The sequence below is a fragment of the Planctomonas psychrotolerans genome, from assembly GCF_008642235.1.
GTDB lineage: Bacteria > Actinomycetota > Actinomycetes > Actinomycetales > Microbacteriaceae > Planctomonas > Planctomonas psychrotolerans.
This window is the reverse complement of record NZ_SJEV01000001.1, coordinates 606,558-630,526: the sequence shown is the minus strand read 5'-3', so window position 1 is coordinate 630,526 and position 23,969 is coordinate 606,558. Positions and strand designations below refer to the sequence as shown.

The 23,969-nt window shown below is 70.1% G+C and carries 20 protein-coding genes; 14 read left to right on the top strand and 6 right to left on the bottom strand.

Features of this window, described 5'->3' with window-relative positions:
* Positions 1 to 1,815 carry a glycoside hydrolase family 15 protein gene (locus tag EY822_RS02740; RefSeq protein ID WP_150308724.1) on the bottom strand — a complete coding sequence of 605 codons (1,815 nt, stop codon included), beginning with the start codon at positions 1,813 to 1,815 and terminating at the stop codon, positions 1 to 3.
* 34 nt (positions 1,816 to 1,849) lie between these two features.
* Here EY822_RS02740 and EY822_RS02735 point away from each other — a divergent pair, with 34 nt between their 5' ends.
* The gene (locus EY822_RS02735) at positions 1,850 to 3,232 is read left to right on the top strand and encodes a glucose-6-phosphate dehydrogenase (RefSeq protein WP_150306876.1); all 1,383 of its coding nucleotides are present in this window, start codon (positions 1,850 to 1,852) and stop codon (positions 3,230 to 3,232) included.
* Positions 3,233 to 3,308: 76 nt separating this feature from the next.
* Here the strand turns inward: EY822_RS02735 and EY822_RS02730 are convergent, their stop codons facing one another.
* Complete coding sequence (locus EY822_RS02730; protein WP_150306875.1) at positions 3,309 to 3,653, bottom strand: hypothetical protein; 345 nt, start codon at positions 3,651 to 3,653, stop codon at positions 3,309 to 3,311.
* A complete protein-coding gene (locus EY822_RS02725) occupies positions 3,650 to 3,835 on the bottom strand; it encodes a hypothetical protein (protein ID WP_150306874.1) in 186 nt (61 codons plus the stop codon). The genes EY822_RS02730 and EY822_RS02725 overlap by 4 nt, the downstream gene beginning before the upstream one ends.
* Before the next feature lie 140 nt (positions 3,836 to 3,975).
* Between EY822_RS02725 and EY822_RS02720 the strand changes: the two genes are divergently transcribed.
* The 6 genes from EY822_RS02720 (at position 3,976) to otsB (ending at position 12,969) form a co-directional block, all read left to right on the top strand.
* On the top strand, positions 3,976 to 4,575 hold the full coding sequence (locus EY822_RS02720; protein WP_150306873.1) for a TetR/AcrR family transcriptional regulator: 600 nt from the start codon (positions 3,976 to 3,978) through the stop codon (positions 4,573 to 4,575).
* A 40-nt stretch (positions 4,576 to 4,615) separates the two neighbouring features.
* On the top strand, positions 4,616 to 7,522 hold the full coding sequence (locus tag EY822_RS02715; protein WP_150306872.1) for an MMPL family transporter: 2,907 nt from the start codon (positions 4,616 to 4,618) through the stop codon (positions 7,520 to 7,522).
* The gene (locus tag EY822_RS02710; RefSeq protein ID WP_150306871.1) at positions 7,519 to 9,339 is read left to right on the top strand and encodes a YhgE/Pip family protein; all 1,821 of its coding nucleotides are present in this window, start codon (positions 7,519 to 7,521) and stop codon (positions 9,337 to 9,339) included. Before EY822_RS02715 ends, EY822_RS02710 begins: the two co-directional genes overlap by 4 nt.
* A gap of 293 nt (positions 9,340 to 9,632) precedes the next feature.
* Positions 9,633 to 10,421, top strand: a complete 789-nt coding sequence (locus tag EY822_RS02705) for a fructosamine kinase family protein (protein WP_150306870.1) — start codon at positions 9,633 to 9,635, stop codon at positions 10,419 to 10,421.
* Positions 10,422 to 10,631: 210 nt separating this feature from the next.
* Positions 10,632 to 12,173 (top strand): alpha,alpha-trehalose-phosphate synthase (UDP-forming), encoded by a 1,542-nt coding sequence (locus EY822_RS02700; protein ID WP_264674000.1) that lies wholly within the window; start codon positions 10,632 to 10,634, stop codon positions 12,171 to 12,173.
* Complete coding sequence (gene otsB / locus EY822_RS02695) at positions 12,166 to 12,969, top strand: trehalose-phosphatase (protein ID WP_227496964.1); 804 nt, start codon at positions 12,166 to 12,168, stop codon at positions 12,967 to 12,969. The genes EY822_RS02700 and otsB overlap by 8 nt, the downstream gene beginning before the upstream one ends.
* A 66-nt stretch (positions 12,970 to 13,035) precedes the next feature.
* Here otsB and EY822_RS02690 read toward each other — a convergent pair whose 3' ends face one another.
* A complete protein-coding gene (locus EY822_RS02690; RefSeq protein WP_150306867.1) occupies positions 13,036 to 13,230 on the bottom strand; it encodes a DUF2795 domain-containing protein in 195 nt (64 codons plus the stop codon).
* 155 nt (positions 13,231 to 13,385) lie between these two features.
* Here EY822_RS02690 and EY822_RS02685 point away from each other — a divergent pair, with 155 nt between their 5' ends.
* Genes EY822_RS02685 through mnhG form a run of 6 tightly spaced genes read left to right on the top strand, consistent with a single transcriptional unit; the run spans position 13,386 to position 19,803 of the window.
* Positions 13,386 to 16,394, top strand: a complete 3,009-nt coding sequence (locus tag EY822_RS02685) for a Na+/H+ antiporter subunit A (protein WP_150306866.1) — start codon at positions 13,386 to 13,388, stop codon at positions 16,392 to 16,394.
* Positions 16,391 to 16,939 carry a Na(+)/H(+) antiporter subunit C gene (locus EY822_RS02680; RefSeq protein ID WP_150306865.1) on the top strand — a complete coding sequence of 183 codons (549 nt, stop codon included), beginning with the start codon at positions 16,391 to 16,393 and terminating at the stop codon, positions 16,937 to 16,939. The genes EY822_RS02685 and EY822_RS02680 overlap by 4 nt, the downstream gene beginning before the upstream one ends.
* Positions 16,936 to 18,510, top strand: a complete 1,575-nt coding sequence (locus tag EY822_RS02675; RefSeq protein WP_150306864.1) for a Na+/H+ antiporter subunit D — start codon at positions 16,936 to 16,938, stop codon at positions 18,508 to 18,510. Before EY822_RS02680 ends, EY822_RS02675 begins: the two co-directional genes overlap by 4 nt.
* Positions 18,507 to 19,157 (top strand): Na+/H+ antiporter subunit E, encoded by a 651-nt coding sequence (locus EY822_RS02670; RefSeq protein ID WP_150306863.1) that lies wholly within the window; start codon positions 18,507 to 18,509, stop codon positions 19,155 to 19,157. Before EY822_RS02675 ends, EY822_RS02670 begins: the two co-directional genes overlap by 4 nt.
* On the top strand, positions 19,154 to 19,426 hold the full coding sequence (locus tag EY822_RS02665) for a monovalent cation/H+ antiporter complex subunit F (protein ID WP_150306862.1): 273 nt from the start codon (positions 19,154 to 19,156) through the stop codon (positions 19,424 to 19,426). The genes EY822_RS02670 and EY822_RS02665 overlap by 4 nt, the downstream gene beginning before the upstream one ends.
* Positions 19,423 to 19,803 carry a monovalent cation/H(+) antiporter subunit G gene (gene mnhG, locus EY822_RS02660; RefSeq protein ID WP_150306861.1) on the top strand — a complete coding sequence of 127 codons (381 nt, stop codon included), beginning with the start codon at positions 19,423 to 19,425 and terminating at the stop codon, positions 19,801 to 19,803. Before EY822_RS02665 ends, mnhG begins: the two co-directional genes overlap by 4 nt.
* Positions 19,804 to 19,878: 75 nt before the next feature.
* On the opposite strand, the gene EY822_RS02655 is transcribed toward mnhG, so the two are convergent.
* Positions 19,879 to 20,826, bottom strand: coding sequence for a glycosyltransferase (locus tag EY822_RS02655; RefSeq protein WP_150306860.1), 948 nt, complete (start codon positions 20,824 to 20,826; stop codon positions 19,879 to 19,881).
* The gene (locus tag EY822_RS02650) at positions 20,823 to 21,929 is read right to left on the bottom strand and encodes a DUF6807 domain-containing protein (RefSeq protein ID WP_150306859.1); all 1,107 of its coding nucleotides are present in this window, start codon (positions 21,927 to 21,929) and stop codon (positions 20,823 to 20,825) included. Before EY822_RS02650 ends, EY822_RS02655 begins: the two co-directional genes overlap by 4 nt.
* Positions 21,930 to 22,273: 344 nt before the next feature.
* Between EY822_RS02650 and ilvD the strand changes: the two genes are divergently transcribed.
* Positions 22,274 to 23,968, top strand: a complete 1,695-nt coding sequence (gene ilvD, locus EY822_RS02645; protein ID WP_406610301.1) for a dihydroxy-acid dehydratase — start codon at positions 22,274 to 22,276, stop codon at positions 23,966 to 23,968.
* Position 23,969 lies beyond the last annotated feature (1 nt).

Sequence of the window (23,969 nt, the reverse complement as noted above, 5' to 3'; positions counted from 1 at the left end):
CTACCTCATTAGTTCTGCTAATGATTCGCCCGGGGTGTCTTCCGCGGCCACTCGGGCGAGCGCGTCCGCCGCCCGCACGAGGGCGAGGTGCGACAGGGCCTGCGGCGTGTTCCCGGCCTGACGCCCGAGCCCCGAGTCGTACTCCTCGGACAGGAGTCCCACCTCGCTCGCGAAGGAGCAGAGCCGGTCCATGAGCGCGTTCGCCTCGTCCACCCGGCCCGTGTGCGCGTACTGCTCCACCAGCCAGAACGAGCAGGCGAGGAACGGGTGCTCACCCGGCGGCAGACCGTCGACCCCGTCGGTGGTGTCGTAGCGGAGCAGGAGACCATCGCGCATCAGCGTGCGCTCGAGGTAGGCGACGGTGGCGAGCATGCGCGGATCGTCGTACGCGCAGAATCCCACCTGGGGAAGCGTGAGCAACGACGCGTCCGTGCCGGTGGCCCCGTAGTACTGCACGAAGCCTCCGTGCTCGGGGTCGATGCCGTGCGCGTCGATCTCGTCGCGGAGCGTGTCGCGCAGCGCGATCCACTCGTCGACCGGTCCGTTCGCGCCGTGGTGCTGCACGGCGCGGATTCCGCTGTCGAGTGCCGCCCAGATCATCGCCCGGGAGTGGGTGAAGTGGCGTTCGGGTCCCCGGATCTCCCAGATGCCCTGGTCCTTGCGCTCCCAGTTCTGCTGGATGAAGGTGAGCAGTGACCGTTGCAGGCCCCAGCTGTACTCGTCCTCGGTGACTCCCATGTCGCGCGCCTTCTGCAGGGCCACCATCACCTCGCCGATGACGTCGGCCTGATACTGGCTGACCGCCGCATTGCCCACCCGCACCGGAAGCGAGTTCTCGTAGCCCGGGAGGGTGGTGATCTCGCGCTCGGGGAGGTAGCGCTCGCCGCTCAGCCCGTACATGATCTGCACGTCACCGGGGTCGCCCGCGATCGCGCGCAGCAGCCAGTCCCGCCAATTGAGAGCCTCGTCGGCGAATCCGTGATCGAGCAGCACCTCGAGCGTGAGCGAGGCGTCTCGAAGCCACACGAAGCGATAGTCCCAGTTGCGGGTTCCGCCGAACTCCTCCGGCAGCGACGTGGTCGCGGCCGCCACGATGCCGCCGGTATCCTCGTGCGTCAACGCGCGGAGAATCAGCAGCGAGCGCAGCACCCGGTCGTAGTGCGGACCCGAGTAGTCGACCGTCGACGCCCAGTTCTCCCACCACGCGGTGGTCGACTCCAGTGCGGCATCCACGTCCATGGGCTCGGGTGCGTCCCGGTGGGACGGGTACCAGGTCAAGACGATGTCCACCGTCTCTCCCGCCGACACGGTGAACTCCCCGGTGTGCGCATGGTCGGACGCCGTGAGCCGGGGGCCGCGCAGCACGATCGAATCGGGGCCGGCCACGGCGATGAGGCGGGGATCGTCGCCCTCGCGCACCTGGCGGATCCACGGCAACGCGCTCGCGTAGCCGAAGCGCACACGCAGTTCCTGTCCCATCGTGACGGTGCCGCGGATGCCGCGCACCCGGCGCACCACGTCGGCCCGGCGGTTGCCCTGACCCATGAACTCGGTCACCTCGACCTCGCCGGTGGGGGTCGTCCAGGTCGACCACAGCACGAAGGTATGACCGAGGTAGGACCGTCGGGTGAGCGTCGCCTCGCCGACCGGGGCGAGCAGCCAGCGTCCGGAATCGCTGGTGCCGAGGAGCGCGCCGAAGGTGGACGAGGAGTCGTAACGGGGGAGGCAGAGCCAGTCGATGCTGCCGTTCCTGCCGACGAGGGCCGCCGTGTGACAGTCGCTGAGCAGGGCGTAGTCCTCGATGCGCATGGCCATGCCAGCCATACTTCCACGGTCTACCGTGGGGAGCATGACTACACGCTCCGCGACCCTTCTCATCCTCGGCGCGAGCGGCGACCTCGCGTCGCGGCTGCTGATCCCCGGCCTGGGTCAGGTGATCGCGGCCGATCCGGAGCTCGACCTGCAGCTGCTCGGAGCCGGTATCGAGGACCTCAGCGCCGAACAGTGGCGCACCACGGTGACCACCGCACTCACGGCGCATGGTGTCTCCGGCGAGCGGATCGACCGCGCGATCGCCGCGTCGAAGTACCTGCAGGCCGACGTGACGACACCGGAAGACATGTCGCGTTTGCTCGAGGCGTGCACCACCGCGCCGGCCATCTACTTCGCGCTCCCGCCCGCCATCAGCCTGAGCACGTGCCACGCGCTGACCCGCCTCGATCTGCCCGAGGGCACCTCCCTCGCCCTGGAGAAGCCCTTCGGCGAGGACGAGACGAGCGCACGGGCGCTGAACGAGCTGCTGTCGAAGATCGTGCCCGAGGAGCGGACCCACCGCGTGGATCACTTCCTCGGCCGATCGACCGTGCTGAACCTGCTCGGCGTGCGATTCGCCAACCGGATCTTCGAGCCGCTGCTGAACAACGAGCACGTGGAGAGCGTGGAGATCGTGTACGACGAGCAACTCGGGTTGGAGAATCGCGCGCGGTACTACGACCGCGCGGGCGCGCTCGCGGACATGATCCAGAGCCATCTCCTGCAGGTGCTCGCCGTGTTCGCGATGGAGGCGCCGTCGACGCTGTCGACCCGCGACCTGCGGGATGCGAAGGGCATCGTGATCCGCGCGACGCAACCCTGGGGCGGCGATCCGGTCGCGGCGAGCCGCCGTGCCCGTTACACGGCGGGTGAGGTGGACGGTCGAACACTGCCCGCCTACGCCGACGAGGACGGCGTCGACCCGTCGCGGGGAACCGAGACGCTCGCGGAACTGGTCGTGGAGATTCAGAACTGGCGCTGGTCGGGCGTTCCCTTCACCCTGCGATCGGGGAAGGCGCTCGCCGAGCGGCGACGCGAGATCATCGTGACGTTCAAGCCCGCGCAGCACATCCCGGAGGGGCTGGTCGGCACGGTGGCGCCGGACCGTCTGCGCATCCTGCTCGCGCCCGACGAGATGGCGCTCGAGATCAATGTGAACGGGCCGGGCGACCCCGACACCATCGATCGGGTGCAGCTCGACGTGGAGTTCCAGCCCGGCAACCTGTCGGCTTACGGCGAGGTCCTGCAGTCCATCGTCCTCGGTGACCCCACGCTGTCGGTGCGGGGCGACACCGCCGAGGCGTGCTGGCGCATCGTCGATCCGGTGCTCGAAGCCTGGCGTGCCGACCGCGTGCCGCTCGACACCTACCCGGCAGGGTCCGTCGGTCCGGACAGCTGGCCGAAGACCGGAGAGCGCTGAGGTCTGCGCGACTCCGACCTGGGCATGCGCGGAGGGCGCGCACCGGCGCAGAACCGGTAGCGCCCGTGCAGAACCGCTAGGACTGGCGCGGATCGACGGGGGACGCGGTGCTCGTCGTCGCGCCTTCGTGCGAGTCCGTACCCGCGGTCGAGCGCGGGTACGGTCGCGTCGGCGGCGCACCGGGCACCGTGGTCGACGGGCCAGCCGTGGACGCGGAAGCGCCCGGCGAACTGGGACGTGCGCCCGGCGCGGCCGAGTTCTGCCTCACGTAGATCTCGGCAGCCTTCGTCGCGACCAGCAGGAAGCGGACGAGGAGGCCGACGACGACGACGAGCGCGAGGAACGCGACCGCGCTGAAGCCGACGAAGAACAATCGCTCGACGAGTGCGGAAAACCCGGCGAAGCGGTCCTCCGGGTTCATCGCCGGTCGAGTTCCTTGGAGTCGTCGTGCACGGCGCCGATGGCGATGACCATGGTGATCGCCCAGCTGACCCACATGAGCACGAGACGCCAGTCGTGCGGTCCCTCGCGGGTGACCTTGATCGTGCTCCAGGCACCGAACAGTGCGCTCAGGATGCTGCCGTTCAGAATGTATTTGCGCATGAATCTCCCTCGAAAATGCAACGCTACCGGACGAGTCCGTCGAGTGCCGCTCGCCTCCGCATGAGCGGTCGTGTCCGGAATTGCGTGCATCCCTGACCGATCGTGCAGTTTCTGACCGATCGGTCAGGTATCCTCGACCAGTGCTTCCATCTCCCGTCCCCGTGGCGTCCCGCAGTTCGGCCCGCGATGAACTACTCGGTGTGGCGCTGGAGCAGTTCGCCTCGGTCGGGTACTCCGGCACCTCGCTGTCGCAGATCGCCGACATAGCCGGCTATTCGAAGTCGACCGTGCTGTACCACTTCGCGGCGAAGGAGACCCTGCTCGAGGCAGCGCTCAGCCCCGCGATCGAGACGCTGACCGGTATTTTGAACGACTTCGCGCGACGAGGGGCGACGCCCTCCTCGCAGGGCGAGTTCGTGGCGCAGTTCGTCGATTTCCTGCTGGAGAACCGGCTCTCCGTGCACATGTTCATCAATCAGGGTCAATCGTTGCAGGGCATCCCGGTGATCCACAGGGCGAATTCGCTCATCGTCGAGCTCGCCGAGTCCCTGAGCGGTGACATGGCCACCGCCGTCGACAAGGTGCGATTCGGCGTGGCGCTCGGAGGCGCCGCGTACATGCTCGTCGCGTCGGAAACCTGGTCGCGCGATCCGTTGCCGGTCGACGAGATCCGCTCGGCGCTCGTCGCCGTGGTGACCGAACTGCTCGCCCCCATCCACCTTCGGCCCACCGCGCTCTGACGAGCGAACCCGCCCCGACCCACCCCCAGGAGTTCCCGCAATGGCACATTCGCTGTTCCGCCTCGGCACGCTCGCCTACCGGCACTCGTGGCGCGTCCTCTCCGCATGGCTGCTGCTCCTCGCGCTCTTCATCGGAGGCGGCCTGGCGCTCGGCGGCGCAACGGAGGAGTCGTTCGCCATCCCCGGCACCGAGTCCCAGGAAGCGCTCGACCGACTCTCCGCCGTGTTCCCGCAGGCCGCCGGCGCGAGCGCGCAGATGGTGTTCATCGCGCCCGACGGCGAGTCGGTGCGGGACGAGGGCAACAGCGCGGCGATCGAGGAGTCCATCGCCGCCGCCGGCGAGGTCGGTGCCGTGGAGCAGGCGCTGTCGCCGTTCTCCGAATACGCCTCGGACGCCGTGTCCGACAACGACGCGGTGGCGATCGGTCAGGTACAGTTCGACGGCCAGGCCGACGACGTGTCGGAAGCCGACATCGAGGCGGTTCAGGACGCCGCCGAAGCCGCCGAGAGCGCGGGCATGACCGTGGAGTTCGGCGGCCAGGTGTTCCAGGACCTCGAGTACGGACTCACGGTGACCGAGCTCATCGGCGTCGCGTTCGCGGCGCTCGTGCTGGTGATCACCTTCGGTTCGCTCGTGAGTGCCGGGATGCCGCTGATCACCGCCATCGCCGGAATCGGCGTGGTGATGGGCGGCGTGCTCGCCGTGGCCGCCGTCATGCCGGTGTCGAGCGCGTCGCCGTTGCTCGCGGTGATGATCGGCCTGGCGGTCGGCATCGACTACGCCCTCTTCATCCTCGTGCGGCATCGCAACCAGTTGGCGCGCGGCATGGATCCCGCCGAGTCGGCCGCCACCGCCGTCGCCACGGCGGGGAGCGCCGTGGTGTTCGCCGGGGTGACGGTGATCATCGCGCTCCTCGGCCTGCTCGTCGTGGGCATCCCGTTCCTCAGCGTGATGGGAGTGGCGGCCGCCTTCGCCGTACTGTCCGCGATGCTGGCCGCGCTCACCCTGCTGCCCGCGATGCTCGGCCTGGCCGGAGCGCGGCTGGCGCCCAAGGTCGGATCCCGCGCCTACCGCCGTGCCCACCCCGCCGCGGGCAGCCGGTCGGCGGGTGAACGCTGGGTGCGGATCGTGCTGAAGGCCCCTATCGTGTTCGTGCTCGCCGTGGTCGCCATCGCCGGCGCGCTCGTCGTGCCCGCGTTCTCCCTGCAGCTGGCGCTGCCGAGCGGTGCCTCCGAGCCGGAGGGATCCACCGCCCGCGCCGCGTACGACACGATCTCCGAGAACTTCGGTCCCGGATACAACGGACCGCTCATCCTGCTGGTGGACATCACGCAGACCACCGACCCGATCGGTGACCTCGACGGCATCGCGGACGAGCTGCGCGACCTCGAGGACGTGGCCTTCGTCGGCACGCCGACGCCCAACCCGTCGGTCGACACCGCGATCATCCAGGTGCTGCCGGAGAGTGGTCCGGATGCGCCCGAGACCGCCGCGCTCGTCGAACGCATCCGCGACCTGGCGCCGGGCATCGAGGACGAGTACGACACCGCCATCGCGGTCACCGGTGCCACCGCCATCCAGACCGACATCTCCACCCGGTTGAACAACGCCCTCATCCCGTTCGGCGTCGTGGTGGTCGGCCTGTCGATCGTGCTGCTGATGATCGTGTTCCGCTCGGTGTTCGTGCCGATCAAAGCCGCGGTCGGCTTCCTGCTGTCGGTGGTCGTGTCGTTCGGCGTGGTGGTGACGATCTTCCAGGACGGCTTCCTCGCGGAGGCGCTGCACGTGACGCCCGGGCCGATCCTCAGCTTCATGCCCATCCTGCTGATGGCCATCCTGTTCGGACTCGCCATGGACTACGAGGTGTTCCTCGTCTCCGGCATGCGGGAGCACTTCGTGCACACCGGCGACGCGCGAGGCGCGATCGTGCAGGGCTTCGCCGGCGCGGCGCGCGTGGTGACGGCCGCGGCCCTCATCATGTTCTTCGTCTTCGCGGCCTTCGTGCCGGAGGGCGCGGGGGTGATCAAGACCATCGCGCTCGGCCTCGCCGTGGGCATCTTCTTCGACGCTTTCCTGGTGCGGATGACACTCGTGCCCGCCGCCATGGCCCTCGCCCGTCGAGGGGCGTGGTGGCTGCCGAAGTGGCTCGGCCGCATCCTGCCGAACACCGACATCGAGGGCGAGAACCTCGGAGTGCACCGCGAAGCCGCTCGCTGGGCCGAGACGCAGGGCGACTCCGTGGTCACCGCCGACGCCCTCGTCGTCGGCGCGGGTGGCTCCTCCGTCGGCCCCCTCACCCTCCGTGTGCCGCGGGGCTCCACCGTGCTCGTCTCGGGGCACTCCGCCGACCGTCGGGCACTGGCCGCGACCCTCGCGGGCCGACTGGATCCGGTGTCCGGGCGCCTGCAGGTGGCGGGGTATCCGTTGCCGTCCGAGGCGTCCGCGGCGATGCGCGCCGTGGCCATGGTGGATGCCGGTCGCCTGTCGAGCACCGACGCCTCCCTGTCGGTGGGAGCGATGCTCGGCGAGCGCCTCACGCTGGCCCGCGGGCTGCGCCGCCCCGCCGCCCGGTCGACCCTGCGCGACGAGGTCGCCCGCATCAATGCGGCATTGGCCATGGCCGGATCGCGAAACGTGGTCAGCGCACGGACCGGCGTAGCCGAGCTCGCGCCCCTGCCACGCGCGGTGGTGCTCGCCGCGGTGGCGGCGGTCGAGGGCACCCCGGTGCTGCTGATCGACTCCGCCGACGCGTTCCCCGCGCCCGGCGAGAGCGACGGCTTCCTCACCGCCGTGCGGGCCCTCGTGGACGACGGCACCACGATCATCCTCGGACGGGCGACGCCGCCCGGCGCGGGGACGGCATCCGATGCTCTCCATGTCGACCTCACCACACTCGCCCCTGCGTCGGAGCCCGACGCCGCCGTTGTCCTGGAAGGCACCCGATGAGAACCCGCAGAAACCTTGCCGTCGCGTTCCTCGCCGCGGTTCCCCTCGTCGTCGCCGGCGTGTTCGTCGGGGCGCTCGCCGAGGCGGACTCCGCGATCGATCGGATCCCGGCGGCGATCGTGAACGACGACGAGATGGTGCAGCAGGTGCTGCCCGACGGCACGGAGCAACCGGTGCTCGCCGGACGCCTGCTCGTGACCGAGCTCACCGGCGACGAGTCGCAGGCGTTCGACTGGACCATCACCAACGGCGACGAGGCCGCGGACATGCTGGGGAGCGGCGAGGTCTACGCCGTGCTCACCGTGCCCGAGGACTTCTCGGCCTCGATCACCTCCCTCTCGACGAACGACCCGAAGCGGGCTCAGCTCACGATCGAGACCGACGACGCGCACAGCTACCTCACCGGGGTGATCACCCAGGCGGTCGCCGAGGGCATGGTCAGCATCTTCGGCAACGACATCACCGCCCAGTACATCGGCGGGATCTACTCGAGCATCGGTGACCTCGGCGGTTCCCTGCAGCAGGCCGCCGACGGTGCCACCGCGCTCTCGGGCGGCGCGGCGTCGCTCGCCGACGGCATCGGTTCGCTCGCGAACGGTGCGGGAGCCTCCCAGGAGGGAGCGGGCAGCCTCGCCAACGGGATCGACGCCTACACGCGCGGTGCCGACCGGTTGAGCGGCGGTCTCTCATCCCTCGACGAGGGAGCGGAGGGTCTGACGCAATTGAGCGACGGCGTGACGCAGTACACGGCCGGGGTCGGTTCGGCGCGCGAGGGCTTCACCGCCCTCAAGGAGGGGCTGCTGCAGAACCCGACCAACGAGCCGCTCCGCGCGGCCCTCGACGAGTACGAGGCGGGGCTCGCCGCGCTCGACACCGCGGGCACCGAGCTCAGCGGCCAGACCTCCGGCGCCGTCGACGGCATCCAGGACGGCATCTCGGCGAGTGCGTCGGGGGCGGCCCAGCTCTCGGCCGGGTCGTCGCAGCTGCGGAACGGTTCGGTCGCGTTGCGCGACGGCCTGGGCGAGCTCGCCACGGGCGCGGCCGGTGCACGCGAAGGCGCGGTCAGCCTCGAAACGGGTGCGGCGGAGCTCGCCACCGGGTTGCAAGCCGGCGCGGGTCAGGTGCCCTCCGCCGATCCCGACCAGAACGAGGCGGCCGCCGAGATCGCCGCCGATCCGATCGGCCTCACCGTCACCCGAGACAACGAGGTGGACGATGTGGCCCTGAGCGTGAGCACGGTCGTCGTGCCGATCGGCCTCTGGGTGGGAGCCCTGGCCATCTTCCTCGCGGCACGGCCGGTTCCGCGCCGCCTGCTCGCATCCGCCGTGCCGACCGGGCGCCTCTTCGGCCGGTCCTTCGGACGGTCGGCGGCGATCGCGGCGGTGCAGGCGGTGCTGCTCGTGGCGCTGCTGCACATCGGCGTGGGGGTGGACTGGCTGCTGCTGCCCGCGACGCTGGCCTTCTCCCTGCTGGTGGCGATCGTGTTCACCGCGATCCACTCGCTGCTCAGCCAGGCGTTCGGCCGGATCGGGCTCGTGCTGTCGTTGCTCGCACTCACCGTGCAACTCTCGGCGACGGGCGGGCTCTACCCGATCGAGCTCGTCGCGCGTCCGTTCCAGGCGATCAGCCCGTACCTCCCGCTCACGCACGCGGTGGCGGGGATGCAGAGCATCCTCACCGGCGGGTCGGCGGGCACCGTCTTCGCCGCGGCCGTCGTGCTCGTGCTCTTCGGTGGGGTCAGCCTCGTGCTGGCCCGCCTGGCGGTCGGCAGGTCGCGCCGGGCCGAGGCGCTCGGTCTGGTCCCGCGCGTCGCGTAGGCGCGCGTCCGGGGGTGGCGGCGCCCTGCGCCGTTGCGCTGCCGCCCTGCCGATCCGCGCCCGTTTCGCTCAATCGCCCGCGGTGATTCGCGGGCGATCGACGAAGGCGGCGGCGTGAAGTGTGGTTTGGGCGGCGGGTGAGCGGAACGGGCGCGCGAGGTGCGGTTCCCGTGGGGGTGTCCCATCGACAGGCTCGGGGACCGTGGGGTGTAGCCGCTAGCTTCCGGATGCGCCTCTGGTGCGACACCGCCCGCAGGGGCGCGGGGCGGCGGGGGATGGGGCAGGGTGGAGGCATGGTTTCCGCAGGGTCGACGATCGTCAAGACGCGGGAGGGTGCGCCCGAGGGGTTCTTCGAGGCGGAGGCCGCGGGTCTCGCCTGGCTCGACGCCGCGGGCGGCACGGCCGTCGTGCCCGTCGTGTCGGTGGCATCCGGCCGGATCGAACTCGAGCGGGTGATGGAGACGCGGCCCACGCGCCACGCGGCCACCGCCTTCGGGGCGTCGCTGGCACGCACGCACGCCGCCGGTGCCGCCGCTTTCGGTGCGCCACCCGACGGCTGGGCTGGTCCGTGCTTCATCGGCCGGCGGCCCCAGCGGTGCGAGCCCACGGAGTCGTGGGGCGCGTTCTACGCACAGCACCGCGTGCTGCCGTTCCTCGCGATCGCCCGCGAGGTCGGCAACGTCGACGCCGGCGAGGCCGGACTCGTCGAGCGGGCGTGCGACCGGTTGCTCGCCGGGGACTTCGACGACGACAGTGCTCCGGCCCGCCTCCACGGCGATCTGTGGAGCGGCAACGTGCTGTGGGGCACCGGCGGCGTCGTGCTCATCGACCCGGCCGCCCACGGCGGCCATCCCGAGACCGACCTGGCCATGCTCGCCCTCTTCGGCGCGCCGCACCTCGACGCCGTGCTCGGCGCATACGACGCCGCTGCACCGCTCGCGAGCGGATGGGAGGAGCGGGTGCCGCTCCATCAACTGCATCCGCTCGCCGTGCACGCGGCAGGCCACGGACGCTCCTACGGGCGCGCCCTCGCGGCGGCCGCCGAGGCCACGCTCGCGCTACCCGCACGTTCCCGTCCGTAGCGCTTCGAGCGTCACCACCCACGCCCACCCACGACCACCCGCGACTCCCACGTCACGACACCGCACCCGGGCGCACGCCGCGCTCGGCTGATAGCCTGCACAGGCCACAATGGTCCGCCAGCCGCTGGCGATGCCGGAACGGAAATCGACATCACTTCTCCCTCCATCACCGAGTCGACGAACGCCACCGCTGGCGATTTCTCGCTCGTCGTGCTCTCCAATCGCCTCCCCGTAGACCGTGTCATCGCCGATGACGGCACCGCGTCCTGGACCCACTCTCCCGGCGGGCTCGTCACCGCCCTCGAACCGATCATGCGATCCAACGGCGGCGCCTGGATCGGCTGGCCGGGCGTGGCAGACCACCCGCTCGAGCCGTTCGACAGCGACGGCATCTGGATCATCCCGGTCGACCTCACCGCTCGCGAACTCGAGTACTACTACGAGGGCTTCTCCAACGACACCCTCTGGCCGCTGTACCACGACGTGATCGCCCAGCCCACCTATCACCGGGACTGGTGGGACTCGTATGTCGAGGTGAACCAGCGCTTCGCGGATGCGGCCGCCGCCACCGCAGCCGAGGGCGCCACCGTCTGGGTGCAGGACTACCAGCTGCAGCTCGTGCCGAAGATGCTGCGCGAGCAGCGCCCGGACCTCACCATCGGCTTCTTCAACCACATCCCCTTCCCGCCCTACGGCATCTTCGCGCAGCTCCCGTGGCGCACCCAGATCGTGGAGGGCCTGCTCGGCGCCGACGTGATCGGCTTCCAGCGAGCGGCCGACGCCGGGAACTTCACCCGTGCGGTGCGCCGGCTGTTCGGCTACATCACCCGCGGCGCCGTCGTCGACGTGCCGGTGGAGCAGGCGGGACCGCTCCGCGTCCCGGGCACCAAGCGCGCCCGCAACTCGCTGCCCGCCACCCGGCCCGTGCTCGCGAAGCACTTCCCGATCTCCATCGACTCGCGCAGCTACGAGGAGCTGGCGCGGGATCCGGAGATCCTCGAGCGTGCGCAGCAGATCCGCCGTGATCTCGGCAACCCGAAGGTGGTCATGCTGGGCGTCGACCGCCTCGACTACACCAAGGGCATCGGCCACCGCCTGAAGGCCTTCGGTGAGCTGCTCGCCGACGGTCGGCTCCGCGTCGAGGACGTGACCCTCGTGCAGGTCGCCAGCCCCAGTCGCGAGCGGGTCGAGACCTACAGGCACCTGCGTGACGAGATCGAGCTGACGGTCGGCCGCATCAACGGCGACTTCGGATCGATCAGCCACTCCGCGATCAACTACCTGCACCACGGCTACCCCCGCGAGGAGATGGTGGCGCTGTGCCTGGCGGCCGACGTCATGCTCGTCACCGCGCTCCGCGACGGCATGAACCTCGTCGCCAAGGAGTACGTGGCCACCCGGAACACCGACGACGGCGTGCTGGTGCTCAGCGAGTTCGCCGGAGCCGCCGACGAACTGAAGACCGCTCTCCTCGTGAACCCGCACGACATCGACGGGTTGAAGGATGCGATGGTGCGCGCCGTCGAGATGCCTCGCCGGGAGCAGCAGAAGCGCATGCGCGCCATGCGCAAGCGCGTCTTCGAGTACGACGTGGCGCGCTGGTCCGACTCGTTCCTCAGCGAACTCGGCACCATCCGGTCGCACACCGGCGCGGCGATCCCCGCAGCGGAGCCGGTCGTCGACCTGGAGGACGTGCTCGAGCAGGATGCCGGAACAACACCCGTCGAGGCGCTCGGGGACGCCCGTGGCTGAGTCCGTGGCGACGACCGACCTGCCCGACTCGCTCCTCCAGGCCCTCGAGGACCTCGCCTCCGTGCCGCGCCTCCTCGTCGCTCTCGATTTCGACGGCACGCTCGCACCCGAGGTCGATGACCCCGAGCTCGCGCGTGCCGTGCCCGAGGCGCGCACCGCCGTGCTGCGGCTGCTGGGCCTCGCCGACACCCGCGTGGCGCTGGTCTCCGGGCGGGCGCTGCGCAGCCTCGAACACGTCTCGGGCCTTCCCGACGAGGTTCTTCTCGTCGGTTCCCACGGTGTCGAACTGCTGCTCGACTCGCCCGACATCGAGGTGGCGTTGGAACCGCACGAGCAGGAACAGCGCGAGGTGCTCTCCGACGTGCTCGACCAGGTCGCCGACGCCGTGAACGAGGTCTGGATCGAGGAGAAGCCCGCGGGCTTCGCCCTGCACACCCGGCTCGCCACCGAGAAGAACAGCCGCATCGCGCACCTCGTCGCCCTGCAGGAGGTGCAGGCCGAGGTGGAGAACGTGAAGGTGCGCTCCGGCAAGGACGTGCTCGAGTTCTCGGTGCGCTCCACCACCAAGGGCGAGGCCGTCGAGCACCTGCGGCAGTACACCCACTCGTCCGCCGTCTTCTACGCGGGTGACGATGTGACCGACGAGGACGTGTTCGTCACCCTGCGACCGGGTGACTTCGGGCTGAAGAGCGGTTCGGGAGAGACCGGGGCGGAGCACCGGGTCGCCGATCCCATGCAGGTGGCTCACGTGCTGGCGAAGCTCGCCGACCTCCGCGAGCACCGAGCGCAGTCCTGAGCCGGCCGGCCCGGACCCGACGCGTGCGGTCGGATCCGGGCCGGCGGCTTCCTGCCGCGCGGGTGGTCAGCCCTTCGCGACCGCCTCGGTGACCTCGGTAGGGCCGTCGTAGGTGCGGTCGGGAAGCGCGCGCAGGGCGTCCACCACGTCCTTATCGGCGTTCTGCCCTTCGGCCGTGCTCACGATGTCGTCCTTGCTCGCGGGGTATTCGATTCCGCTCAGGTACTTCTGAACCTGAATCGGATTGGGTGCGTCTGCCATCTCGGTGCGTCCTTCCGGGAATCGGCGCCCGGGTGGACGCCGTACGCACAAGGCAACGCTTCACCGTGGGGAACGGCAACCCGACGCTGAGAATCAGCCCCCAGATGCCCGTGGGGCGTCCGGTAGAATCGGACGAACGCAAACGGGAGGACGACATGCTGGCCGTCCTCGGCGCCTTTCTCGTGGTATCCCTCGCCATCCCGGTGCTCTCCCGCCGGGTGCGGCTTCCCCTCTTCCTCATCGCGGCGCTGATTCCCGCCGCCGCGTTCGTGCATGCTCTGACAGTCGCGCCGCGTGTCCTCGCCGGCGAGGAGATCATCGAGTCGGTGCCCTGGATATCGGCCCTCGACATCACGCTCACCATGCGGATGGACACGCTGGCCTGGCTTCTCGTCCTGGTCGTGTCGGGCGTCGGTGCCCTCGTGCTTCTCTATTGCGCCCGGTATTTCGCGGCCAGCGAGGATGGGCTGGGACGATTCGCAGCGATCCTGCTGGCGTTCGCCGGGGTGATGTACGGGCTCGTGCTCTCCGACGACGTGTTCGTGCTCTACGTCTTCTGGGAGGCGACGAGCGTCTTCTCGTACCTGCTCATCGGTCACTACACCGGCAAGTCGGCCAGCCGGGGTGCCGCCTTGCAGGCCCTCCTCGTGACGACGGCCGGCGGGCTCGTCATGCTCATCGGCATCGTGATCCTCGCCCAACTGGCCGGGACGACGAGCCTCGCGGCGATCGTGGAGCAGCCGCCCGCGGGACCGCTCGCCACCGTCGGCGTGATGCTCCTGCTCATCGGCGCACTCTCCAAGTCGGCGCTCGTTCCGTTCCACTTCTGGCTGCCCGCCGCCATGGCCGCACCGACCCCCGTCAGCGCATACCTGCACGCCGCGGCGATGGTGAAGGCGGGCATCTACCTCGTCGCCCGTCTCGCCCCCGGCTTCGCCGAGTATCCGGGCTGGCGCGTCCTGCTCGTGAGTATCGGCGTCGTGACCATGCTGGTCGGCGGCTGGCGGGCGCTCAAGCAGTTCGACCTCAAGCTCGTGCTCGCGTACGGCACCGTGAGCCAGCTGGGCTTCCTCACCGTGGTCGTCGGCTACGGCACCCGCGATGCCGCGCTCGCCGGGGTCGCGTTGCTCCTCGCCCACGCCCTGTTCAAGGCGACGCTCTTCCTCGCGGTCGGCATCATCGACTCCCGCGCGGGAACCCGGGACCTGCGCAAGCTCAGCGGACTGGGCCGCGCCGCGCCGGTGCTCGCCGTCGTCTCCGCGCTCGCCGTGTCATCGATGGTCGGCCTGCCGCCCCTCCTCGGCTTCGTCGCGAAGGAAGCCGTCTTCACCGCCTTCCTCACCGACGCCCTCGCGGGATCCGCGACCGGCTGGGTGGCGCTCGGCGGAGTCGCCCTCGGATCGGTGCTCACGGTCGCGTACAGTGCTCGCTTCCTGTGGGGCGCGTTCGCGAACAAGCAGGGTGTCGAACAGACCCGTCCGGCCCGGAAGCCCGCCGACTTCGCCACCGCACCGGTGATCCTCGCCGTCGTCAGCCTCGCCGGCGGACTGCTCTCCGATCCGCTCGGGACGTGGCTCGAGGGGTACGCCGACACGCTGCCGGCGTGGAGCTCCGGGGCCCTCGCGTCCGGGTCCGTTCCGGATGAGGTCGAGCCGTACCACCTCGCGCTCTGGCACGGTCTCGAGCCGGCTCTCGGGATCTCCGCGCTCACCCTCCTCCTCGGCTGCCTTCTCTTCTGGAAGCGGGACGCCGTCTTCGCCGCGCAGTCCCGGGTGCCCGCGCGGATCGACGCGGCCAAGTCGTACTGGGCCGCCATGCGGGCGATCGACCGCACGGCCGCGCGCACCACGGCGGCGACCCAGCGCGGCTCGCTACCGGTGTACCTCGGCGTCATCCTGCTCGTGCTCGTCGTCGCGGTCGGTTCAGCGCTGACGCTCAACCGCTCATGGCCGCAGGCGCCCGTGCTGTGGGATCACCCCGGTCAGCTCGCCGTCGCCGTGCTCATGGCCGTGGGCGCCATCGCCGCCGCCCGGGCCACCAAGCGCTTCGAGGCCGTGGTGCTGGTGGGGGTCACGGGATACGGCATGGCCGCCCTCTTCGCGATCCAGGGTGCGCCCGACCTCGCGATCACCCAGGTGCTCATCGAGACGGTGACCCTCGTGGCGTTCGTGCTCGTGCTGCGTCGACTCCCGGTGCGTCTGGGGGAGAAGCACGAGTCGGTGCACCGCGGAGCTCGGGCGGCGATCGGCATCGCCGTCGGCCTGCTCATGGCCACCGTCGCCATGGTGGCGCTCGGCAGCCGCGTCGCCGATCCCATCTCCCTCGAGCTGCCGAGGATGGCCTCCGAGGGTGGGCACGGGGACAACGTGGTGAACGTGCTCCTCGTCGACGTCCGAGCGTGGGACACCCTCGGCGAGGTGGCGGTGCTCATCGTCGCCGCCACCGGCGTGGCCAGCCTGATCTTCCTCGACCGCCGCACCGACAACCTCCCGCGTCTGGTCGATGGCCCTCGCCGACGCGGGCTGTTCGGCGCTCTCGTGCAGGGCAGCACCGAGCCGCGGGTGCGCGCAGGCAGTGACGGCCCCTCGATGCCCCTGCGGAACGCGATCCGCGACGACGAGGACTCCAGCCGACTGCCGTGGCTGCTCGCCGGGCGGACGCTCGCCCCGGAGAACCGCTCCATCCTGCTCGAGGTGGTGGTGCGCCTGCTGTTCCACTCCCTCATCGTGGTGTCGGTGTACCTGCTCTTCGCCGGTCACAATCTGCCCGGCGGTGGATTCGCCGGAGGACTCGTGGCCGGGCTCGCCCTGGTGGCCCGCTACCTCGCCGGTGGCCGTTACGAGCTGGCGATCGCGGCACCGATCGACGCCGGTCGCGTGCTCGGTCTCGGGCTGGTCTTCGCCGTCGGAACCGCGACCGTCCCGCTCATCTTCGGCGCCGACGCGCTCACCTCGACCTGGTTCGACGACGCGGTGCCCTTCTTCGGGCAGGTCGAGTTCGTCACCTCCACGTTCTTCGACGTGGGCGTCTACCTCATCGTGGTCGGACTCGTGCTGGACGTGCTCCGGAGCCTCGGCGCCGAGGTGGACCGCCAGCAGGAGGAGGAGAACGACTCCTCGGGCGCGCAGCCCACGGCGGCCGAAGAGAGCGGGTCTCGGGTATGAGTGCGAGTCTCGTCCTCGTCGCCATCATGGCGATCATGTACGCCAGCGGCGTCTACCTGATGCTGGAACGCAGCATGACCCGGGTGCTGGTCGGTTTCATGCTGGTCGGCAACGCCACGAACGTGCTCATCCTCATCATGGCGGGGCGCAGGGGCCTTGCACCGTTCTACGACGAGAGCATCTCTCCGGACGAGTACTCCGACCCATTGCCGCAGGCGCTGCTGCTCACCGCCATCGTGATCACCTTCGGGGCGTCGGCGTTCCTCATGGCGCTCATCTACCGGTCCTGGAAGCTCGCCAACGTGGATGCCGTGCAGGACGACGCGGAGGACCTCGCCCTCCGCGGCGGTCGCGGGGTGCAGGGCGAGGAACCGTTGGTGCCCGACGACGACACCGAGTTCGGCCCGTACTCGTCATCCGAGCTCGCGGCGGCGCGTCAGCATCGCGACACCCAGACCGACCTCGAAGACGCCCAGGATGCGTCCGCCGATGACGACGACGACCGCGACTTCCGCACCCGATCTCCGCGGAGGCCCCGACCATGAACACCCTCGTCCCGCTCGTCGTGCTCGTGCCGCTCCTCGGTGCGGCAATCGCTCTCATCGCGGCTCGTCTTCCGCGCCTCCAGGTCGCCGTCACCATCCTCGCGCTCACCGCAGTGCTCGCCATCAGCGTCGTCCTTCTCGTGCTCGTCGACCGGAACGGCGGCCATGCCGTCGAAGTCGGCGGCTGGCCCGCGCCCTACGGCATCGTGCTGGTGGTCGACCGGCTCGCCGCACTCATGCTGCTCGTTTCGTCGATCGTGCTGCTCGCGGTGCTCATCTTCTCGGTCGGCCAGGGCATGGCCGACGGCGACGACGAGACCCCGGTGTCGATCTACCACCCGACCTACCTGATCCTCGCGGCCGGTGTGTTCAACGCCTTCATCGCGGGCGACCTCTTCAACCTGTACGTCGGTTTCGAGATCCTGCTCGTGGCGAGCTACGTACTGCTCACCCTCGGCGGCACGGCGGAGCGGATCCGCGCCGGCGTGACCTACATCGTGGTGAGCCTCGTCTCCTCGCTGCTCTTCCTCGCGGCCATTGGGATGATCTATGGTGCGCTCGGCACCGTGAACATCGCGCAGATCTCGGAGCGGCTCATCGAGATCCCGCCCGACGTGCAGCTGATTCTGCACATCATGCTGCTCGTCGCCTTCGGGATCAAGGCCGCGATCTTCCCGCTCTCGTTCTGGCTTCCCGACTCGTACCCGACGGCTCCCGCACCCGTGACCGCGGTGTTCGCCGGACTCCTCACCAAGGTGGGCGTATACGCCATCCTGCGCACCGAGACGGTGATGTTCCCCACCGACCAACTGTCCACACCGCTGATGATCGTCGCGGCGCTCACCATGATCATCGGCATCCTCGGCGCGGTCGCCCAAGCCGACATCAAGCGGCTGCTGTCGTTCACCCTGGTCAGCCACATCGGATACATGATCTTCGGCATCGCCCTCAACACCGTGATCGGCATGACCGCCACGATCTACTACGTGGTGCACCACATCGTGGTGCAGACCACCCTGTTCCTCGCCAGCGGCCTCATCGAGCGCCGGGGCGGCAGCACGTCGATCAACCAGCTGGGCGGGCTGCTCAAGGCATCGCCGTTCATCGGCGTGCTCTTCTTCATCCCCGCGATGAACCTCGGCGGCATCCCGCCCTTCTCGGGCTTCATCGGCAAGGTGGCCCTCTTCGTGTCGGGCGCCGAACAGGGCACCCCGCTGATCTATGCGCTGCTCGCCGCGGGCGCCGCAACCTCGCTGCTCACCCTCTACGCGCTCGCCCGGGTGTGGAACATGGCGTTCTGGCGGTCGAAGGACGAGGTGGAGGACTACAAGTCGCCCCTCCTCGACCAGCTCAGCGAGCGACCGGGCGGCACCGACACGGTGCAGCGCACCCGCGCGACGCCGCTCCTCATGTCGGGGGCCACCACGGCCATGGTGGGCGTGAGCCTCGCCCTGACCGTGTTCGCCGGACCGATCTACGCCTTCGCCGACCGCGCGGGCGAGAGCCTTGCCGGCACGAACGGCTACGTCGACACTGTGTACCCGAACGGCATCCCGGACGGTGCTCCGTGACCGCGGAACGGGTGCGCTCCGAGCGCAGCACTCTGCTGCTCCAGTTGCCGCTGCTCATCTGGCTCGTGGTGCTGTGGATTCTGCTGTGGGGACACATCACCGTGGTCAGCGTGCTCAGCGGAATCGTGCTCGCGCTCGGGATCACCCGGGTCTTCTACCTCCCGCCGGTGGAGCTGTCCGGGCGGTTCAACGTCTACTGGGCGGCGGTGTTCGTGGTCCGGTTCCTGCTCGACCTGGTGCGCGCGTCGTTCCTCGTGGCCTGGCAGGCGATCGACCCGCGCGGGATCCCGACGAGCGCCGTGCTGCTGGTTCAGCTGCACACCCGGAGCGACTTCATCATGACCCTGACGGCCGAGGCGATCTCGCTGGTGCCCGGGTCCATCGTGGTCGAGGTCGACCGGGAGCACTCGCGGCTCTACGTGCACTCGCTCGGGGTGAAGGACGACGCCGAGGTCGAACAGGCGCGGCGCATCATCCTCGCCGCGGAGGAACGCCTCGTCCGTGCCCTCGGCACGCTCGACGACGTGTGGCACATCAATCAGGAGCGGCGGATGAACGGACGCCCTGAGATTCGACTGTCGGCGAAGCAGAAGCGATACGAGGACGAGCGGGAGCGGCACGGCGAGAGAACGGGGGACACACCATGACGATTCTGCAGGCCTCGTTCATCGCCGTCGGAGTGGTGTTCTTCGTCGCGGCCGCTCTCGCCGTGTTCCGCATCGTGCGCGGTCCCTCGATCCTCGATCGGATGATCGCGACGGACATGCTGGTCGCCACCCTGATCTGCACGTTCGCGGCGGAGATGGTCTACTCGGGTCACACCCGATCCCTGACGATCATGCTGATTCTCGCGATGGTCGCCTTCATCGCCACCGTCGCCGTCACCCGCTACGTGAGCAAGCAGGACCCGTCATGAGTCTCGCCGACGCGCTCGATGTGGCCAGCCTGGTCTTCCTCGCCCTCGGTGCGCTGCTCTCGCTCGCGGCCGGCGTGGGACTCGCGCGCTTCCCCGATCCGCTCTCCCGCATGCACGCGGCGACGAAGCCGCAGATCGCCGGCCTCCTGTTCGTGCTGATCGCGGTGGGGCTGCAGTCGGAGCAGTGGGGGACCGTCGCGATGCTGTTCCCCATCCTGCTCTTCCAGATGCTCACGGCCCCGGTCTCGGCGCACATGGTGGGCCGCGCCGCCTACCGCACGAAGCACCTCCGTCGAGACCTCCTGGTGATCGACGAACTGTCCGACGCCGTCGATCGCGCCCAGCGCGAACGCGCGTCGGGCGAGAAGCGGACCTGACCGACCCGTCGACGCCGCGGCGGACGCGGAGGACCGGTGCCGAGCCGACCCGGGAAGGCAGTGACTCCGGACGGATCACCCGTCGGCCAGCACCTCGTCCCAGCGCCGGAGGAAGGCCGCGAGGCTGTAGCGCTCGAGGGCGACCTCGCGGGCCACACGCCCGCGGCGCCGCGCCTCGTCCGGATCGGCCAGAAGTCGGCGGGACTCGCGAACGAGAGCGTCGACGTCGGCGGAGATGGCCCCGGCCTCGGGCGGCACGGCGCGGGGCGCCTCCGTGCTGGCGAGCACCACCACGGGCATGGCCAGGTGCATGGCCTCGAGCAGGGAGAGTCCGAGGGACGTCCACCGCACCGGATGCAAATAGGCACGGCATCGGGCGAGCGAGGCGTGCAGCTCGGCGGGCGGCAGATCCCCACCGAAGGACAGGTATGCGTCGTCGAGGCCGACGGCCGCGGGTAGGAGGTCACCGGCGATGCCGAACGCCACGATCGGGCCCGCCGCCGCGAAGCGGGGAAGCAGGTCGGTGCCGGTGACGCGCCAGCGACGCACCGGCTCGTTGATCACCACGCCGAGCGCGGCCCGTTCGCCGGTGTACAGGGCACCCGGGTCGGGCACCCCGTGCTCGACGACCACCGCGGGGGCCGAACCCGAGTCCCAGATCAGATTGTTGAAGTGCGTCACGTGCACGATCGGGATGTCGCTCCGGTCGGCGAGCGGGTGCACCGCGTTCGGCACGCCGCCCCGCGGGGTGTTGTGCTCCACGTAGACGGCGCGCACGTCGCGACCGGGGCGGCGCCCGAGAAGGCGTTCCGCCTCCTTGAGATGTGCCATGTCCTGCGCCACCACCACGTCGACCTGCTCGTCGCGCAGGGCGGCCGGATCGACCTCGCGCACGTTCGCGCCCCAGCCGCGCCCGGCAGCACCCGACGCCTCACCGGGCGGCAGGGGAATCAGGTAGTCGTGCGTGCCGCGGACGAACGAGTCCATCCACCCGCCGTGCACGTGCCACACCAGCACTCTCACGCGGGACCCGCCGAGTCGCCCCCGTGGTCGAGTGATTCGCGGGGGATGCTGGGGTCGACGGGCGACGAGGCGGATGCGGCATCCCTCACCGCCGCCGCGAGCGCGGCGGCACCGTCGAGGCCCCGGTCGCCGTCGGCGATCGCGACCGCATACTCGTACCGCAGCGAACCCCCGGGAGCCAGCACGGTTTCGGTGGAGCAGAACGGCGACGCGCTGACCCCCGCGTACTGCTCGGTGCGCACGAACCACTCGGTGGAATCCGCCATCGCGCCCTCCGGCGACGACGGCGCGTCGACGAAGACGAGTGTGGATGCGCCGTCGTCGATGTCGTGGAGCCCGCAGAACGCGATCCACGGCGAGCGGATGCCGTTGAGGTCGTCACCGCCCGTGCGTCCGGGCGCATGCACCGTTCCGTCGGTGAACGACCGGGGCCCCCGCCAGAACAGGCCGCCGTAGCCCACGTCCTCGCGACCCTCGGTGGCCGGGCTCCCGAACACGAGGTCGCTTCCCGACACGTTGCGGAACGAGGTGGCGAAGGTGAGCAGCCACGACCGCTCGTCGGACGGCATGGCGGTGACAGCGAACGTGCGCCGTTCGGTGACGCAGGGCGACCCGGATGCCCTGACCCACCGGAGGTCCTCCTCGACCAGCACCCGGTCGGCCGTGGCCTCGAGGGTGGGAAATGCGACGTGCCGCATCGATCCGTTGTTGTCCCGCTGCACGTAGCCGCGGCCGCGCGTGTACGTGGGACCGCCCCAGAAGTTCTCGCCACCCACCTGTGGCAACGACCAGGCGAGACCCTTGTGCCACACGTGGTCGTGCGGGCGGAACAGGGTCACGTCGTGGCCGGCCATGGTGCGGAGCGGCGCGAAGTAGGGCCGCGGAGATTCGAGCTGCGGATCGTCCGGCTCGTACACGTAGCGCAGCACCTCCGTGTCGCCGCATCGCACCCGCACCTCCCGCCCGAGCTCGTGGACGACGGAAAGGGCGGGCGCCGCGGTGCGCGGACTGAGGCCCGGGGCCGTGGAATCCGCGGCCGTGGAATCCGCGGCCGTGGAATCCGGGGCCGTGGAACGCGGGGACGGGGGAGGAGAGGACGACACGGGGACGGCGGTTCCTTCCGCTCGGGAGCCGGCGGTGCGGCACACCCCGTCGGGCCGCCGGGTCCGTGCCGTGCGGCGCGCACGAGTCTACGGCTCGGCACGCTCGTGGGCGGGAGGAGACGGCTGCGGTGAACCGCCGCGGATGCCGCGGCGTAAGACTCCGCGCTCCTCGCCGCCTCGAGCTCCCACCCAATCCGCCGCCCTTCACCGCGTTCACCCGGCGCCCCGATCCGGGCCCCCGATCCGCCGCGCCGATCCGCGCATCCACGGGCGTTTCAGCGCAGCCCCGCCGACCGGGCCGATGCGCCGGAACGCCTAGACTTGAGCGCATGCCGGACAGTGATATGCCCCAGATCGATGTCAAGCCGCGGAGCCGCGACGTCACCGACGGAATCGAAGCCACCACCTCCCGCGGAATGCTCCGAGCGGTGGGCATGGGCGACGCGGACTGGGACAAGCCGCAGATCGGCATCGCGAGCTCGTGGAACGAGATCACGCCGTGCAACCTCTCGCTCGACCGCCTCGCGCAGGCATCGAAGGAGGGTGTGCACTCCGGTGGCGGCTACCCGCTCCAGTTCGGCACCATCTCCGTCTCCGACGGCATCTCGATGGGCCACGAGGGCATGCACTTCTCCCTCGTCAGCCGTGAGGTGATCGCCGACTCCGTCGAGGTGGTCATGCAGGCCGAGCGTCTCGACGGCTCCGTGCTGCTCGCGGGCTGCGACAAGTCGCTGCCCGGCATGCTGATGGCGGCCGCTCGCCTCAACCTGGCGTCCGTGTTCCTCTACGCCGGATCGATCGCGCCCGGCTGGGTGCGCCTCTCCGACGGCACCGAGAAGGACATCACCATCATCGATGGATTCGAGGCGGTGGGCGCGGTGAAGGCCGGGCGCATGAGCGCCGAGGACGCGAAGCGCATCGAGTGCGCGTTCGCTCCCGGCGAGGGCGCGTGCGGCGGCATGTACACCGCCAACACCATGGCGTCGGTGGCCGAGGCCCTCGGCATGAGCCTGCCCGGTTCGGCGTCGCCGGCATCCGCCGACCGTCGTCGCGACTACTACGCGCACCGCAGCGGCGAGGCCGTGGTCAATCTGCTCCGACTCGGCATCACCAGCCGCGACATCCTCACCAAGAAGGCATTCGAGAACGCCATCGCCGTGGCCATGGCCTTCGGCGGCTCCACCAACGTGGTGCTCCACCTCCTGGCCATCGCGAACGAGGCAGAGGTCGAGCTCACCCTCGACGACTTCAATCGCATCGGCGACACGGTGCCGCACATCGGCAACCTGAAGCCCTTCGGCAAGTACGTGATGAACGACGTGGACCGCCGCGGCGGCGTCCCCGTGGTCATGAAGGCGCTCCTCGACGCGGGCCTGCTGCACGGCGACGCGCTCACCGTGACCGGCAAGACCGTGGCCGAGAACCTGGCCGAGCTCGACGTTCCGCCGCTCGACGGCGACGTGCTGCACACCCTCGACAACCCCCTGCACGCGACCGGTGGCATCACCGTGCTGCACGGATCGCTGGCACCCGAGGGTGCCGTCGTGAAGACCGCGGGCTTCGACGCCGAGGTGTTCGAGGGTCCGGCACGCGTGTTCGAGCGCGAGCGTGAGGCGATGGACGCGCTCACCGAGGGGCGGATCGGGGCGGGCGACGTGGTCGTCATCCGGTACGAGGGGCCCAAGGGCGGCCCGGGGATGCGCGAGATGCTCGCCATCACGGGCGCCATCAAGGGCGCTGGCCTCGGAAAAGATGTACTACTCTTGACGGACGGACGATTCTCAGGCGGCACAACCGGCCTGTGCGTCGGCCACATAGCACCCGAAGCAGTGGACGCAGGTCCGATTGCCTTCGTGCGCGATGGGGATCTAATACGGGTCGATATCGCTGCCCGCTCCCTCGACCTACGAGTCGAACCGAGTGAGCTCGCTGCCCGCCGTGACGGCTGGGCCCCGCTTCCCCCGCGCTACACCCGCGGTGTTCTCGCGAAGTACTCCAAACTCGTGCAGTCCGCCGCCACCGGAGCGATCACGGGCTAGA